8 protein-coding genes are annotated in these 16,616 nt (G+C 53.6%); 5 read left to right on the top strand and 3 right to left on the bottom strand.

Features of this window, described 5'->3' with window-relative positions; translation table 11 throughout:
• Positions 1-309 precede the first annotated feature (309 nt).
• Positions 310-1,323 carry a ThuA domain-containing protein gene (locus tag F1728_RS16190; protein ID WP_228030202.1) on the top strand — a complete coding sequence of 338 codons (1,014 nt, stop codon included), beginning with the start codon at positions 310-312 and terminating at the stop codon, positions 1,321-1,323.
• Between the two features lie 48 nt (positions 1,324-1,371).
• On the opposite strand, the gene F1728_RS16195 is transcribed toward F1728_RS16190, so the two are convergent.
• Positions 1,372-2,133: a TerC family protein gene (locus F1728_RS16195; RefSeq protein ID WP_155364996.1), complete on the bottom strand. Its 762-nt coding sequence runs from the start codon at positions 2,131-2,133 to the stop codon at positions 1,372-1,374.
• Between the two features lie 362 nt (positions 2,134-2,495).
• Between F1728_RS16195 and F1728_RS16200 the strand changes: the two genes are divergently transcribed.
• The 3 genes from F1728_RS16200 to F1728_RS16210 all read left to right on the top strand — a co-directional run bounded on the left by F1728_RS16200 (position 2,496) and on the right by F1728_RS16210 (position 13,613).
• A complete protein-coding gene (locus tag F1728_RS16200) occupies positions 2,496-10,952 on the top strand; it encodes a choice-of-anchor Q domain-containing protein (RefSeq protein WP_194242400.1) in 8,457 nt (2,818 codons plus the stop codon).
• A 119-nt stretch (positions 10,953-11,071) separates the two neighbouring features.
• Positions 11,072-12,064, top strand: coding sequence for a beta-propeller domain-containing protein (locus F1728_RS16205; RefSeq protein ID WP_155364998.1), 993 nt, complete (start codon positions 11,072-11,074; stop codon positions 12,062-12,064).
• 19 nt (positions 12,065-12,083) lie between these two features.
• Complete coding sequence (locus F1728_RS16210; protein ID WP_155364999.1) at positions 12,084-13,613, top strand: sulfatase; 1,530 nt, start codon at positions 12,084-12,086, stop codon at positions 13,611-13,613.
• A gap of 307 nt (positions 13,614-13,920) precedes the next feature.
• Here the strand turns inward: F1728_RS16210 and F1728_RS16215 are convergent, their stop codons facing one another.
• Positions 13,921-14,280, bottom strand: a complete 360-nt coding sequence (locus tag F1728_RS16215) for a hypothetical protein (protein WP_155365000.1) — start codon at positions 14,278-14,280, stop codon at positions 13,921-13,923.
• Positions 14,281-14,379: 99 nt separating this feature from the next.
• Between F1728_RS16215 and F1728_RS16220 the strand changes: the two genes are divergently transcribed.
• Positions 14,380-15,033 (top strand): hypothetical protein, encoded by a 654-nt coding sequence (locus F1728_RS16220; RefSeq protein ID WP_155365001.1) that lies wholly within the window; start codon positions 14,380-14,382, stop codon positions 15,031-15,033.
• A gap of 166 nt (positions 15,034-15,199) precedes the next feature.
• On the opposite strand, the gene F1728_RS16225 is transcribed toward F1728_RS16220, so the two are convergent.
• Positions 15,200-16,420, bottom strand: coding sequence for a right-handed parallel beta-helix repeat-containing protein (locus F1728_RS16225; RefSeq protein WP_155365002.1), 1,221 nt, complete (start codon positions 16,418-16,420; stop codon positions 15,200-15,202).
• Positions 16,421-16,616 lie beyond the last annotated feature (196 nt).

The raw sequence follows: 16,616 nt of genomic DNA on the forward strand, positions 1-16,616 counted from the left end.
GACAGAGCACTTTCTATGAAACACGAAGTGAAATTGGAAATGGATCTCTGATGACTATTATAGGCGACTCATGTAAATGAAACAGCCCCGCCTGAAAACCGGTCTCCTGAAGCTCGTTATCCAGACCATGATTGCCGCCAATTCCGGAATCAACGACTGTTTTTTAGTGACTTGGATCGGTGCGACTGGTACTGTAAAGGCATCGGTTCCGGGACTCTGATTCGGGGGCCGGCATTATTCTCATTCCAGATTCAGAGGAGAACTCCGTCGATGTGCGCGCCGTCATTGTCAAAATATAGTCTCTTGCTTATGTGCTGTTTCTGCCTGTTTTCCTGTGCCGCAGGGGAGCCGGCCAGTCAGGCGCAGGCCGAGCAGACAGAAACCCAGGACCAGGGCGATAAGCTGTCGGTGCTGCTGATCGACGGGCAGAATAATCATAACTGGCGGGAGACGACGCCGGTGCTGAAAAAGATTCTGGAGAACTCGGGCAAATTCACCGTAGAAGTTTCCACCACGCCGCCGGGCGTTCCCCGTCCACCGCGGAAGCCGGCTAATAAGAAACTGACGGAAGAACAGGAAAAACAGTTCGAGGAATACAAGAAAGCCTGGGAAGCCGAACTCGCCCGACTGCAGAAAGAGAACCCGGCACTCTGGAAGCAGTGGCGTCCCGATTTCAAAAAGTACGATGTCGTCATCAGTAACTATAACGGCGAGAACTGGCCCAAAGAAGTGCAGCAGGCGTTCGACGAGTACGTCACAAACGGCGGCGGCTTCGTGTCGTACCACGCGGCCGACAATGCATTTCCCGAGTGGGACGCTTACAACAAAATGATCGCCGTCGGCGGTTGGGCCGGTCGCGATGAAAAATCTGGTCCGATGCTGCGTCTGCGGGACGGCAAATGGGAACAGGATACCACCGCCGGTCGGGGGGGCACGCACGGCACTCGGATTCCGGTTGTGGTCAAGGTTCGCGAAGCAGAGCATCCGATTGTGAAAGGCCTGCCCCTGGAATGGATGCACCCCGCCGACGAAGTTTACGGCAAACTCCGCGGTCCGGCTGAGAATGTCCAGGTGCTGGCGACTGCCTATTCCGAACCCAGCGAACGGGGAACCGGCGAGCACGAACCGATCATGATGGTCATCGATTACGGCAAAGGACGCGTCTTCCACACCACCCTCGGTCACGATACGACCGCCCTGCAGGGGACCGGTTTTCAGATCACCCTGCAGCGGGGTGCCGAATGGGCGGCGACCGGCGACGTCACGCAGGCCGTTCCCGAAGTCGACTGGAAAGACAACGAACCCACCGTGCAGACTCCCTGATCACAGGCATCAGCGCGACAGTGATCGATCAGTAGAGGGTGAAGTCAGTCAGCTGGCGTCACCCTCTTCCAGTTTCTTATGCAGGTGCACCGGTTCGGCGTGAGCTTTCCGCATCCGCAGGTTGAGCATTTCTACCGTGACGGAGAAGGCCATCGCGAAATAGATGTAGCCTTTGGGAACGTGGACCTCGAAGCCTTCGACCATCAGTGTTACGCCGACCATGATCAGAAAGGAAAGCGCCAGGATCTTGATGGTCGGGTGCCGATCTACGAACTCGCCAATTGATTTCGCAGCCAGCAGCATCACGCCGACCGAGAGAATGATCGCAATTGCCATGATCGAGATGTGGTCGGCCAGTCCGACCGCGGTGATCACCGAGTCCAGCGAAAAGACGATGTCCAGAATGCCGATCTGCACCAGGACCGAACCGAAGGTCGCCGTCGCGGTGGATGAAGCCTTTTCGTGTGCCGTCGGTCCTTCCAGGCTGTTGTGAATTTCATGCGTCGCTTTGGCCAGCAGGAACAGGCCGCCGCCAATCAGGATCAGGTCGCGTCCTGAAAAATCGTAGCCGAACAACGAGAACCAGGGTTCGGTCAGCCCCATCACCCAGGAGATCGAGAACAGCAGCACCAGGCGGGCGATCATCGCCAGGCTCAAACCCAGTTTGCGTGCCAGGTCGCGTTCTTTCTCGGGGAGCCGTCCCACCAGGATCGAGATGAAAATAATGTTGTCGATGCCGAGTACGATTTCCAGGCTGGCGAGGGTTGCTAATGCGATCCAGGCCTCAGGACTGGCGATCCATTCAAACATAGTGGCTCCTGTCAGGTTGTAAGGTGTGCAGTGGGACCCGGATTATACACATCGTGCCGGTTCTGAAAAGCACAGCAACGGCTGGCAAAGCGCGCGGGATCAAGGAAATGCGGCGGAATCGAATGGGAATCAGAAAAATGGTATGGCTCTGCTTCTGCTGTGTAGAAACTCCCCCGACAGACCGCGGAGAAGAGCACAAAGTTCAGGGGTCAGCCTCAGTCAGAGATTCAAAATAGATAAAACAGTATAATTGATGTTTATTTGTTGTATGTTCTTTTATAAATGAGTAGTATACGCTAGTGTATATACTTAATGACCATATATAGCCCCTCTCTGGGGGATCTAACCGGATAATGCGCAACATGTTTCAATTAAAATGGTTATCTTCGCTGCAAAAGCAGCTGAAGTCGTCTCTTTCCACCAATATTCGTTCCCGTCGCAGTCGTCACCGGGGTTCCTGTACCCCCGTCAGAACGGGTGCCCTGTACCAGCAGACCGCTGAGAATCTGGAAGACCGTACACTTCTGACCGCCTTTACCGTAATGAACGCCAACGATTCTGGCACAGGCAGCCTGCGGTCAGCGATCGAAGCCGCGAATGCGAATTCGGGAGCGGATACCATTTCGTTTGACGCCGCTCTGGCGGGCCAGACGATCATCCTCACCGATGAGTTGCTGGTTACCGATGATCTGACCATTACCGGCCTGGGAGCCAGTCAGCTCACGCTGGATGGGGATAATAACAGTCGGGTCTTTCAGATTGATGATAGTTCCGGTTCAGGGATCATCACAGTTGAGATCACCGGGCTGACGCTGACGAACGGGTATTCCACTGATAATGGGGGAGCCATCCTGAGTTCCGAAAACCTGATCGTTGAAGATTGTGTCTTTACGGGGAACACGGCCGACAAGGGCGGGGCGATTTATGATGATGCCAGTTCTTTAAGCGTTCGCGGCAGTCTGTTTTCCGGGAATATCGCAGCGACAAGTGATGGCGGCGCAATCTACCATAGTGAAACGTTTCCCTATCCGAGTGACGAAGAACGGATGCTTATCGAAAACAGTCAGTTCACCACGAATTATTCCAAATTTTCTGGAGGGGCCGTTCTGCTGCGCGACGGGATCGGCATCATCGACGGCTGTCTGTTCACACAAAATACCGCTGATTTTCCCGGAGGCGCAATTCGAAATATCTTTGGCAGCCTGACTGTCACTGACAGTAGTTTTGTCAGGAATGCGACGGATTTCAGCGGGGCTGCTATTTCCAACGGAGGTGAGTTGGAGGTTCAACGGTCGACCTTTGAAGGAAATACTGCTGAAGTGAACGGCGGGGCCATCTACAGCCAGGGCGCTGATGAGGTCACCATCCTGAACAGCACATTTTCCGGAAACAGCAGTGTGTTTGATGGAGGGGGGATTTTCGTTCTCGGCAACAAACCCGTTTCTGTCATCAACAGTACCATTGTTGATAATGAGTCTGGTCGGGGAGGCGGAATCTATCTGTTTGGAACCGATCCGACCATGATCGCGAATACAATCATTGCCGGTAATCGAGCCAGTAACGATCCTCAGGTGTATGGCAGTTTCACCGGTACTGCCAACGTCATCCAGGCGAGTTTTGATGGCCTGCTGGATCCTGTTCTGAAAGACAATGGCGGCCCCACAAAAACGCATGCGCTGCTGCCCGACAGTATTGCCATTAACGCGGGCGATAATTCGGTCGCCACAGATGCCGGGCTGACGACAGATCAGCGGGGGACCGGTTTCGAAAGAGTCATTGATGGTCTGGTTGATATTGGGGCTTTTGAAGCCACAGTCACGGGACCAGACAGCCTGATTGTCGACACCACTTCCGATGTGGACGATGGTGATTATTCCGTCGGTCAGTTGTCACTCCGCGAGGCGATTCTGCTGGCGAATGCAAATTCCGGCGCAGATACGATTACCTTCGCTGCCGCCCTGGCCGGTCAATCAATCATCCTGACCGGTGAATTGCTGATCTCCGACGACCTGACTATCACCGGCCTGGGAGCCGACCAGCTGACACTGGACGGAAATTACAACAGCCGGATTTTCAGGGTCGATAACGGGAATCAGTTCACCCGCATCATGGTTGAAATTGAGGGCCTGACTCTGACGAATGGAAATTCGATCGAAACAGGGGCGACGCCCAATGGTTATGGCGGTGCGATCATGAGCTTCGAAGACCTGACTGTGAAAAACAGTGTTATTAAAGGCAATCACGCCCGACTGGGCGGCGGTGGCATCTACAGCAGTTATGCGTCCCTGACGATCGAAAACAGCCTGATCACAGAGAATACGGCAGAAATGCATGGGGGGGCTGGGGTTTATTACTTGCTATCCGGTGGCATGGGCCTGTCTATCAGTGAGAGTACATTCTCATTCAACGCGACAGATCGCAGAGGTGGAGCCGTATTTTTTAATTCAGGTGTCGCGTCTATCCGGAACAGCACGTTCACGGAAAATTATGCCGGCGATGGTGGGGCAGGCGTCTATAATAATACCGGTTCAATGACAATTGAATCATCGACAGTCGCGAAAAATATTTCGGGATATAACGGTGGCGGGCTTTACAATTCAGGCGAGCTTTTCGTCTCAAACAGCACCATCTCTGAGAATAGTGCGCTGCATGTGGGCGCGGGGATTTACTCATTCACGTCGGCTCATCTGGAAGTCACCAGCAGCACGATTGTCCTGAATTATGGCAGATCCAGTTTATCTCAAGGTGGCGGTATTTATGGCAGCAACACCACTGCCGTTTCGATAACTAACAGCATCGTCGCGGCGAATAAGGCTGCCAGTAATCCCCAGATCGCAGGCCTCTATACCAGTCCCTACAACATTGTTACCGATGGTCTTTCCGGCCTGCTTGATCCGGTCCTGCGGGACAATGGCGGGACCACGAAAACCCATGCCCTGCTGCCCGGCAGTGCCGCCGTTGATGCCGGTCGCAATCTGTATGCTACGGATGCAGGACTCTCGACCGACCAGCGAGGAACCGGTTATCTTCGAATTGCAAACGCAAAGATAGACATCGGCGCCTTCGAGACTCAGGTAGCCAGTCTGATCGTTGATAACAGCTCTGATATTGATGACGGTGATTATACGCTCGGTCAGTTGTCACTCCGCGAAGCGATTGAATTGGCGAATTTGAATCCCGTGGTCAATTCGATTTCCTTTGCTGCCTCCCTGTCGGGACAAGCGATTGTGTTGTCTGAAGAGCTGATGATTACCGATCATCTCGTCTTGAGCGGTCCGGGAGCCGATCAGCTCACGCTGGATGGCAATGGCACCAGTCGGATCTTTAACATCGACAACGGGGATCCGGATATCAGTCTCACTGTAGAAATTGAAGGGCTGACGCTCACAAATGGAGATTCGAGTGAGACGGGAGCAATGCCGGATGGTTTTGGCGGTGCCATTCTGAGTTTCGAAGACCTGACAATCAAAAACAGTATTCTCCAGGGGAATCACGCTCGGCTGGGGGGCGGGGGCATCTACAGCAGCAACGCGTCCCTGACGATCGAAAACAGCCAGTTCATAGAGAATACAGCAGGTCAGCAGGGGGGAGGGATCTATTACACGCAAGTCAGCGGAACCGGACTGTCTGTCGACCAGAGTACTTTTTCTACCAACTCCGCCGATCTTGAAGGGGGAGGCATCTATGTCAGACGGGGGGATGCCTCGATTCAGAACAGTACGTTCACAGATAATTCGGCCGGTGTAGGCGGGGGAGCCGTTCTGAACGGGCTCCGGGGGACAACGACCATCAATGCCTCCACGTTTTATAAAAATAGATCCGACTACAATGGGGGCGCTCTTTACAATTCAGGCGAGCTCTTCGTCTCTAACAGTACGCTTTCTGAGAACAGCGCCCGCGAACTGGGCGGGGGCATCTATTCCTTTACCTCGGCTCAGCTGGAAGTCATTAACAGTACCATCGTCGCCAACCAGGCGACGTCCGACATCTCTCGAGGCGGTGGCATCTATGGGAGCAATACAACTCCTGTTTCCATATCCAACACCATCATTGCAGCCAATACGGCGGCCAATAATCCCCAGATCGCCAGCCTTTTTACAGATACCTTCAACATTGTTACCGATAGTCTTGCCGGACTGATTGATCCGGTCCTGCGCGACAATGGTGGGTTCACAAAAACGCATGCCCTGCTGCCCGGCAGTGCTGCCATCAATGCCGGCAGTAATGCAGCAGCGATGAATGCAGGACTCTCAATGGATCAGCGGGGCACCGGTTACAGCAGAATCCTTGAGGGGACTGTGGACATTGGCGCCGTCGAAACCCAGCTCCCTTATTTCATGGTGGACGTCACTTCTGATGTTGATGATGGCGACTATTCCGACGGGCATCTCTCCCTGCGGGAAGCTGTCAAACTGGCGAATAATTCCCCAGTCACAAATCTGATTGTTTTTGACTCCTCACTGGCCGGCCAGACAATTCTGCTCCACAGCGAGCTGGTGATCTCGGATCACCTGACCATCACCGGCCTGGGGGCAGACCAGCTTACCCTGGACGGCAATCACAACAACCGGATCTTTCTGATCGATGATGGCGATCTTGAGACCACGATCTCGATCGAAATCGATGGGCTGTCCCTGGTCAACGGCAGCACTTACAGTACCGGTGGTGCCATTCTGAGTTTCGAAGATCTGATCCTTAAAAACAGTACCCTGAAAGGCAATCATGCCGAACTGGGGGGCGGCGGCATCTACAGCAGTCATGCGTCCCTGACGATTGAAAACAGCCTGATTACCGAAAATTCCGCAACCGCGCAAGCGGGAGGTGGAGTGCTGTATTTTCAACCTGGCGATAACGGTTTAACGATCAATCAGAGTACCTTTTCTCACAATACCTCAGGGGGTGACGGGGGAGCTGTCTATTTTGATGAAGGCGTTGCGTCAATTCGCAACAGCACCTTCACCGAAAACCAGGCAGAAGGGGAAGGGGGAGCGGTCCAGAATGGATTTGCTGGCTCGATGACCATTGAATCCTCCACCTTCAATCAGAATCGAGCAGAAGATAAAGGCGGCGCTCTCTCAAACCTGAATGAACTTTACCTGAGGAACAGCACCCTCTCTGAGAATAGTGCCGACTATATCGGCGGTGGAATTTACACATATCGCCATACGACTCTGGCGATCGTCAACAGCACCATCGTTCTGAATCACGGGACATCTGACAGATCCTACGGGGGAGGCATCTATTCTACATCCCCGAACACCATCCAACTTTCAAACAGCATCGTCGCGGGCAATACTGCAGTGAATGATCAGCAGGTCAAAGCTGATATTGCCGGTAGCTCGAATATTATTTCTGACAGCATTGCCGGACTGATCGACCCGGTCCTGCGAGACAATGACGGCTTCACAAAGACTCATGCATTACTGAGTAACAGCGCTGCGCTCGATGCCGGCGATAATACGGCAGCGACAGCTGCAGGGCTCACGACAGATCAACGTGGAACAGGCTTTGCCAGAATCCTCAATGGCACGGTAGACGTGGGAGCCTTTGAAGCAGCTGTAGCACACTTTCTCGTGGACACCACATCAGATGTCGACGATGGCGATTACTCTGCCGGTCAACTGTCACTGCGGGAGGCGATCAAGCTGGCCAATGCTGCTCCCTCGGCGGACATCATCTCCTTCGATGCCTCACTGACCGGACAGACAATTGTCGTGACTGCTGAACTGGTCATCTCCGATGATCTGACGATCATCGGACTGGGCGCAGATCAACTGACCATCAGCGGTGGCGGCACCAGTCGGATCTTAAACATTACAGATCACGACAGCTCCCATGCGCTCTCTGTCGAAATCAGTGGCCTGACCTTCACGAATGCCTATGCCACGTATGGTGCAGCGATTCTGAATTATGAAACCCTTTTACTGAAGGAAACCATACTGACGGAGAATACGGCCACCCAGTCTGGGGCAGGGATCTATTCATCCCAGGGAAACGTTTTGATGACCGATTCCAGCCTGACCTCAAACCACGCCGACAGGGGGGCAGGCATCTATAGTATCAGCGGGATTCTGACGTTGAATCACTCCACGATTTCAGGAAATGTCTCGACCAGGGAGGGGGCCGGAATCTATTACACTAATTTTGGTGGGGCAGAAACGACCCCGTCGGTCATCATTGAGTCTACCTTTACCGGAAATCGCTCTTCTGGCTCCGGTGGGGGCCTTTATAATTCGCGTGGTATTTTCAATGTGATCGACAGTACGTTTTCCAGCAATGAAGCGGTTTTCGGCGGCGGGATTTACAGTACCACCAATACCGATGTTGGGAGTGTGTCAGTTGTCGGCAGCACATTCTCGGGAAATATTCAGGTGGAATCCGGCGGGGGCATCTACAACTCGGGAGCTGTCCTCTCCATTGAGGATTCATTCTTTAGTGGAAACGCGGCTGTGGGAGAAAATTCGACGGGCCTGGGTGGCGGTATTTATAGCGTCAATGGACCTCTAACGGTCACCCGCACGGAATTTTCCGGTAATACAGCCACACTTGGTGGAGGGATCTATTCCGGGCTCGATGGTAGCCTGTCGGTTACCGATTCGCTCTTTCTACAGAATCAAGGACGATCAGGGGGCGGAATTCTTAACACGCGAGCTGCGATGACCATTCTTGGTTCCCGCTTTATCGAAAATCAGGCTTTGACGGATCCGGAATATGCGTATCTGTCCTCAGAAGGAGGTGCCGTTTATCACTCTCCAGCACCAGGAACAGAAGCAGGAGAACAGGACGCGTTTATCACTGACAGCGAGTTCACGGACAACTTTTCCGACACCACAGGCGGAGCCGTGAAACTCTACACAGGCTATATGACCATCGCAGACAGTGTCTTCGTCGGAAACAGAAGTGATCTGACAGGAGGTGCCGTAGACAGTTTGCTGGGGCACCTGACAGTCCGGCAAAGTGCGTTTTCAGGAAATACGTCAGACACAAATGGGGGAGCCATCAGCAGTACTGGGCCCCTGTTGCTCAGCGAAAGTACCATCGCTGAGAATAGCACAAAGTATTATGGCGGGGGAGTCTACCTCTGGGGGCAGGGAACGGCGACAATTGAAAACACGACTCTTTCTGGTAATCGGTCATTATCACGGGGCGGTGGCTTATATTCCACCAGCGATCAGCCTTTGACGCTGATTAACACCACGATTACCGGTAATTCGTCGGGTCGCGGTGGTGGTGTTGCCAGCAACTCTGCGACACCCCTGGTGATCAACACCATTATTGCTGGAAATTCAGCAAGTCAGAATTCGCAGATCGACGGCACTTATACGGGCGGTAATAACATTATCCAGGACAGTATCGCAGGCCTGCTGGACCCGGTGTTGAGAGACAATGGCGGCTCGACTCTAACACATGCATTGTTGCTTGGAAGTGCCGCCATCAATGCGGGCAATAATACCGCAGTGAATGATGCTGGTCTCATGACGGATCAGCGCGGCACTGGTTTTTCTCGGATTCAGGATGGAACGGTCGACATCGGGGCCTACGAAGTTCAGATCGATCATACCCAGGTCGACTTCCGTATTGTCAGTTCAAAAACCTCAACCGGATCCAATGGTGAAGTCGACTCTCTCCCCGAAAGCAGGGAATGGATTGACGAATGGGGCGGCTACTGGCTGGAAATCTGGATCAGCACACCGGCTCCCTCAGATCGTGACATCCGGTCGATCACAATCGATTTCAGTTACAACACTGCCATCACGACTGCCACTGCAATCGAATATGGCGCCGCCTTTTCTACGAATCAGACCGGCACCCTCAATGATCAGACAGGACGGGTTGAAAGTCTGTCTGCCGAGACCAGTCTTTCTGATGTGGGCTATGATCGCCCTGTCCTGTTTGCCCGCATCCGTTTTGAGCCAACGGTTGATGATGCCGTCAATCTGGATCGGGATGGCCAGAGCCTGAATCCGCAGGGTACTGCATACTCTATTGAGAACCTGGAAATTCTGGATGCCGTGGGGGCCGTCAGGGACGATCAACTCATCCTGGGGGCCCAGGCACAGATCTTCGCCAACCCGTTCGACCTGAATGACGACGACAAGATCAACTACCGAGATCTGATTCTCTTTGCCAGTGTCTATCAGCACATACCCAGCCAGTCAAATTCGGAAAATGCCTGGTTCTCCGACTACAACCAGGATAATGCAGTAAACTACCGCGATCTGATTCAGTTCGCTGTGAACTATGGAAAACATAAGTCGGGATCGACTCCGGTGCATTACCTGGCAAATTATCCCGACATCTGGAATCAACTTATAATGGTTGATGCTCAACAGTCACCTCAAGAAACCGCAGCCAGGGTTAAGCAGTCTGAGGCCGAGACGGTTCTGGAATCGACGATTGCCGAGATCAGCCCACAACTGACGACACAGCAGCAGCAAACGCTCTCAGAGATCGACATCAAAGTCGTTGACCTTTCGGATGAGACGCTGGGCCGCGCCGCTGCCGGTACGATTTACATCGACGTCAACGCCGCCGGCTATGGCTGGTTCATTGATACGACTCCCGCAGAGCACAGCGAGTTCTCTCAAGTCAGCGATCTGACCCTGATTGCACTCCCCGACAGTGAAGCCGCCGGGCTGATCGATCTCCGCACCGTGATCCTGCATGAACTCAGCCACCTGTTGGGTTATGAGCATAACACCAACGGTCTGATGCAGGAAACGCTGTCTCCCGGCGTTCGCTACCTACCGGACTGGGAATCCGCCACAGATGAGTTCTTCGGCGCACTGACCGACGAAACAGCCCCCGAAATTTTCTAAAGATCGTTTCCTTTGAATTCCGGGGCCACTTCTGTGGAATGAATCGCCTGCGGGCCTGGTTTGCGTTAGAATCAGGGTTCACCTTTGGCCGTTTATTTATCCCGAGGAGTTCAAAACCCATGCAGCTACGGAACCGCGCTCACTCCGAACCTGGCATCGCTTTCTCTCAAATCAACCGCTTCTGGCTGCTACTGCTGATGGTAGTCTGTTGTTTCACGGGAAGCATCCCCGTGGACGCCGGCGAGGAAGATTCCATCCGGCATTCATTTCTGGGAGTGGGCAAGGCAAACCGGGCGGTCATTATTGGAGAGGACGGGGCCGTAGAATGGAAGTTCGACATGCCCGCCAGCGATGGCTGGGTCCTGCCCAACGGCAATGTGTTGCTGGCCCTGTATGGGACCAAGGAGTTTCCCCATGGCGGCGTCGTTGAAGTCGACCGGAAAACAAAACAGATCCTGTTTCAGTACCAGGGGCAGCAGAAAGAAATCAGTACGGTACAACCTTTAGCCGACGGCACTTTCCTCGTCGCTGAACTCGGGCCCGAGCCGCGGGCCATTGTTATCAATCGCCAGGGAAAGATCGTAAAGACGACGCCCCTGCAGTGCCAGAAGAATAATACCCATATGCAGACCCGCATGCTGCGTGTCCTGCCCAACGGCCATTACATCGCCCCGCATCTGCTGGACTTTGCCGTCAAAGAATATGACCCGGAAAGCGGTGCAGTGCTGCAGGTCATCGCGACCGACGATCGGGGCCGCGAGAAACGTGACTGGCCATTCACCGCGATCCGCCTTAAGAATGGCAACACGCTCATTGCCTGCACGAACGGGAACCGCATCATTGAAACCAATCCCCAGGGCAAAATTATCTGGAGTGTAACGAATGCCGATCTGGGAGAAAATCTGTTTTACGATGCCTGTGGTGCCCAGCGATTACCCAACGGAAATACCGTGATTGCCAGCTATCGCGCCAAAGGGGACCAGGTCAAATTGTTCGAAGTGACTCCGGACAAAAAAGTAGTCTGGCGTTATACGGGCATGAAATCCGGCTTTCATCACTTTCAGATCCTGACGACCAACGGCAAACCGGTTAAAGAGAATACCTGGAAATAATCACGAAGGGAGACGGAAGATGAATTCGCTGCGCCGCGTGCATTTCATCTTGATGACATGCTTGATTCTTCTGCTGAGCGGGAGTGCCTCAGCTGCCGAACGTCCCAATGTGCTGCTGATTCTCGTCGATGACCTGAAACCCGCGCTGGGCTGTTACGGCGATCCGATCGCCCGGACTCCTAACATCGATGCCCTTGCCGCTCGCGGCATGCGCTTCGAGCGGGCCTACTGTAACCAGGCTGTCTGCGCACCCTCGCGGTTCACCCTCATGCTCGGCGCACATTCCACATCGACCGGCTTATACGGACTGGGCAGTCAGTTGCGCGAAATCGTTCCCGACGCCGTCACCCTCCCGCAATACTTCGCGCAGCACGGCGGTTACCGCACCGAATCGCTGGGCAAAGTCTTTCACATCGGGCACGGCAACCACGGAGATCCCGCTTCTTTCAGCGTGCCGCATTTCCATGACAAGGTGATCGAATACCTCGACCCCGCCAGCACCCAGGGGGGAAAGCTCACCCGCGAAGAAGCCTACTTCACCAATCAGCACCTCGATCGCATTAAATCGCTCCCCCGCGGCGCCGCGTTCGAAGCACCGGATGTGGCGGACATTAAATACGCCGACGGCCGCGTCGCCGCCGAAACGGTCAAACGACTCCAGGCCGCCCACAATCGACGCAAGCAGGAGGAGACGCCGTTCTTCATCGTCGCCGGCTTTGCCCGTCCGCATCTGCCCTTCAGCGCACCAAAGAAATACTGGGACCTCTACGATCCGTCCGAACTGCCACTACCCGAAAATGAAGAACTCCCCGCGAACGCCCCGAAAGTGGCCGGCAAGCGGGGCGGCGAGATTACGAATTACAGCCCCGTGCCGACCGAAAGAAATGCCAGGTTCAGTGAAGACCTCAAGCGTCAACTGATTCACGGCTATTACGCCAGCACCAGTTTCGTCGACGCGCAGATCGGCAAGGTACTCGACGAACTCAAACGCCTGGGACTTGCCGAGAACACGATCGTCGTCTTGTGGGGCGATCACGGTTTTCATCTGGGCGATTTGGGGATCTGGACCAAGCACACGAACTACGAACAGGCCAACCGCATCCCGATTCTCATCGCAGCTCCTGGAGTCACACAGCCCGACTCCGCCACACAGCAGCTCGCCGAAAGCGTGGACCTCTTTCCCACACTGGCCGAGCTCGCCGGCCTCCCGGCCCCCAAGGTGCCCCAGCCCCTCGACGGCGTCAGCCTGGTCCCGGTCCTGAAGAACCCCCAGGCCCGCGTGAGGAACCACGCTTATCACGCCTATCCCAAACAGAAACTGGGCCGCGCGATCCGCACCGAACGTTATCGACTGGTAGAGTGGAAGCCTTACAGGAATTCCAATGCCCCCGCCGAGTATGAACTCTACGACTACCAGACCGACCCGTTAGAAACACGCAACCTGGCCCGGAAACAACCGGCGGTAGTAGAGTCACTCAAACAGATCCTCGCCAACTACCCCGAGCCACTCCCACGCAACGCCCAACCTGCGAAGAAGACTGTGCAGTAGTTCAAGGGGGATAAAATGCTGCCTGGGGTGGCAATAAAACCTTCTAAATGGAACGAGGAACTGTTTTTTCGACAGTAAACTGTATCTGGTCTGTGATAAATTCAGATTACAAAGGTTCAATTCTTCTGGCAGCTTACTCATTGGTGGAGTGTATTATCGGAGGGCTTGGATGAAAATTGCTGGATACTCATTTGAATTATTGTAGCATGATTCAAAGCGGGGCAGTTGTTCCTGGCTAATGGATTTCTCCAATCTGGTAGTGAGGGGAGAGATGATCGAGAATAAAGCTGTAGAAAAAAGCAGACGCTTACCTCACAGGAACATGAAGATTCTCGTCCCGACGATTCTCGTGGGGCTGATCCTGCTGGTTCAATTTCGTAGAGAGATTTACGTCTTCATAATGGTCAACTGTGGAGGCCTCTACCTTAATATCAATGCCACGCCTCATGTACTCAAAGTTCAACGCACGCTGCTGGATGAAGAGCTCCAGGCGGCAAAGACTCAGGAAGAAGAGATCGCTATTCTGCGCAGGAATCTCCAGCACAAATACTCCTGGGTTCGGAATCATGCGCTCCAGTATATCAAACGCCACAGTGACCGACTGAGCCAGCCTCTCTTTCTGGACCTGTTGACTATCCTTGAACAAGACTTCGGTGGACCACCGCATAGTGCATTTTTTCTGCTCGTTGATGCAGTAGAGGTTCCAGACAAGGCCCCGCAGAGAATCCTGGATCTGGCACGCACTGGTGAACCGGAATGGCGTCGCATGGATGCATTGACTTTAATGCGAATACACAGGTCGTCATTCGATAATTCCGAATTAGTGAAAGTGTCTATCGAGCAAGCCTCAGAGAGTGAAAATATTCTTGTAAGAGAACAAGCGCTGTCCCTGTTGAAGTCGTTGAACCGGGAAAAGCTAATTCCCCGGGAGGCGATTCTCACATTGATCGATTCCAGGTTTGAAGAATCGCAGAGCGTCGGCCTGCAGTTGCTCGCTAAAGTCGATCCCTCTCTGACGATTGAAATGGCAAATAAGTATTTGAAAAACTCCAAGCCAGAACTTCAGGCAGTTGCTCTGAATTTCCTTGGTGAACTTGATCCACAGCAGGCCAGGGAGGTGGCGAGACGCAAATTGAATTCTGCCTATACGCAGGTTCGTGTCCAGGGGTTTCTAACGTTGCAAAAGCTGAAAGAGCCTGTTGATGAAAACCTGCGGTCCCAAATTGTGGAGGCCCTGATTGAAGAGATTCAGTCAACACGATTTGTCGGGCACGAGCGGATGAGTCGACTTTGGCTCCTGCACGAAGTTGATGCAGGTCGTGCAATCGCTGTCGCAGAATCAATGATGGCAGCAAAACAACTGGGGACGCTACCGGAAAACTTCCTCAGAACAGTTCAGACCGGTCAGTCGGAAAAGTAGAGCTAAATATGCTTGGTCAACAGCTTTCATTTCTCTGAAATAATTTTTGTGAAATGCCGCTGAGCTCCACCCCACGCGATCTGAAACGGTTGCAGAAAAACATCTGGGCAGGTCAGTGAAACTATTGATCAAGCAGCGTCAATTAATCCTCGATGTGAAAGCAAGATCAATCCATAGGCGCTTCTTTGAGACGGGCCCCGGCATCCTTCACAGGACTCCCTGTCTGAAGCGAGAAATCACCACCACGAACGTTCTTGAACTTCGGGTCCTGGCCATACGATCCGCCGGTTTCCTGTGTGGGCAACCTTACCAGTTGGCGTGTGCGCTCGGGGCGGTCCTGGCAGTACCACCAGTTGTCTGCGAACTTGAATGTTTCCGGGGCGGTCTGGGAGCCAATGTTGACGACTTCACCGACTTCGTTCGAGCGCAGCACAATCAGGTTGTTGGTGAAACGGCCCTTGCGCGAAGGGACGAATGAGCTCTGATTGTTTTCCTGCAGGATTCGCAAAACCCATTTGGTCGGTCGATAAATGGTATTGTGATGCACGTGAGCTCCGTCCACGCCGACAAAGGCAATCGCCGCCATCGAACCAATGAACGTGCAGTCCGAGACGGTGATATCACGGGCTTCAAATCCTGCAGGCTCAGGACGAAAGAATTCCAACCCGGTGCTGCCCCCAATGTTAATCGACCGGCCCCCCGCATGGTCAAAGCGACAACGGCTCACGGTGATATCACGACTGCCCCCTTTCATCTGCACCCCGTTTCCGAAGATCTTGTCTCCTTCAAGAAACGTGCACCCGGAAACCGTTCCCCGCTGACAACCCACCATATCGATGCCGGAGCCTTTTTGTCCCCAGCGTTTCACCGTGCAGTTCTGGATCTGGAAATCAGCCAGGCCCGACAGCTTGATCCCATCCTGGTTACCGTTCGAGCCGATATTCTGGACGGTCAGGTTACTCAGCACAATGTGCTGGGCCGGTTTGTCTTTGGAGCCGCCATCGTCAATGTTCAAACCATTGCCGCGGGCTCCCTGCAGAATGAGATTACGCAGCTCTACATGCGCTGGTTGAATGAGATGCAGGCAGGTGTTCCCGCCCGCGATCACCGGAGGCTGACGAGCGTCTGCTGCCGCAATCACGATTGGCTGCTTCGCCGTACCCTGTAACCTGTGGAAACTCAAGCCACCTCGATATTGACCTGGAGCGAGGAGAATTGTGCTCCCCGGTTTCGCGTTAGCGACAGCGCTGCGCAATTCATCATCGTCCGTCACACGGACTTCAATGCCACCTGCTGTTGCAGATACAGAGTGCATTGGGACGACTGCCAGTAAAGCCATCAGGAAGTAAGGGACCAGAGTCAGTTCAGCAGACTTCAATCGATTCATGGCGGCCTCATGATTGGTCGGCGAGATCGTTTGTGAATTGAAATTGCCAGACTGGAAATTCTCCAGAGGGCAATGCAACAGACAGGTTTATGTCGATCTGAGTATAAGCTGGCGTAACATGTTGTCAAACAAATTGTCTGTAGCGCTCAGAGCCGTGCCAACTTTGCAATATGATCCTGAGAAAATAGCCCCATGA

The organism is Gimesia benthica (genome assembly GCF_009720525.1).
Taxonomy (GTDB): domain Bacteria; phylum Planctomycetota; class Planctomycetia; order Planctomycetales; family Planctomycetaceae; genus Gimesia; species Gimesia benthica.

Excerpts from the sequence above, each read along its gene's own strand:
- F1728_RS16210 (WP_155364999.1), top strand. The coding sequence starts at position 12,084 with ATGAATTCGCTGCGCCGCGTGCATTTCATCTTGATGACATGCTTGATT.
- F1728_RS16215 (WP_155365000.1), bottom strand. The coding sequence starts at position 14,280 with ATGCGGTGGTCCACCGAAGTCTTGTTCAAGGATAGTCAACAGGTCCAG.
- F1728_RS16195 (WP_155364996.1), bottom strand. The coding sequence starts at position 2,133 with ATGTTTGAATGGATCGCCAGTCCTGAGGCCTGGATCGCATTAGCAACC.
- F1728_RS16205 (WP_155364998.1), top strand. The coding sequence starts at position 11,072 with ATGCAGCTACGGAACCGCGCTCACTCCGAACCTGGCATCGCTTTCTCT.
- F1728_RS16225 (WP_155365002.1), bottom strand. The coding sequence starts at position 16,420 with ATGAATCGATTGAAGTCTGCTGAACTGACTCTGGTCCCTTACTTCCTG.
- F1728_RS16220 (WP_155365001.1), top strand. The coding sequence starts at position 14,380 with ATGGATGCATTGACTTTAATGCGAATACACAGGTCGTCATTCGATAAT.
- F1728_RS16200 (WP_194242400.1), top strand. The coding sequence starts at position 2,496 with ATGTTTCAATTAAAATGGTTATCTTCGCTGCAAAAGCAGCTGAAGTCG.
- F1728_RS16190 (WP_228030202.1), top strand. The coding sequence starts at position 310 with ATGTGCTGTTTCTGCCTGTTTTCCTGTGCCGCAGGGGAGCCGGCCAGT.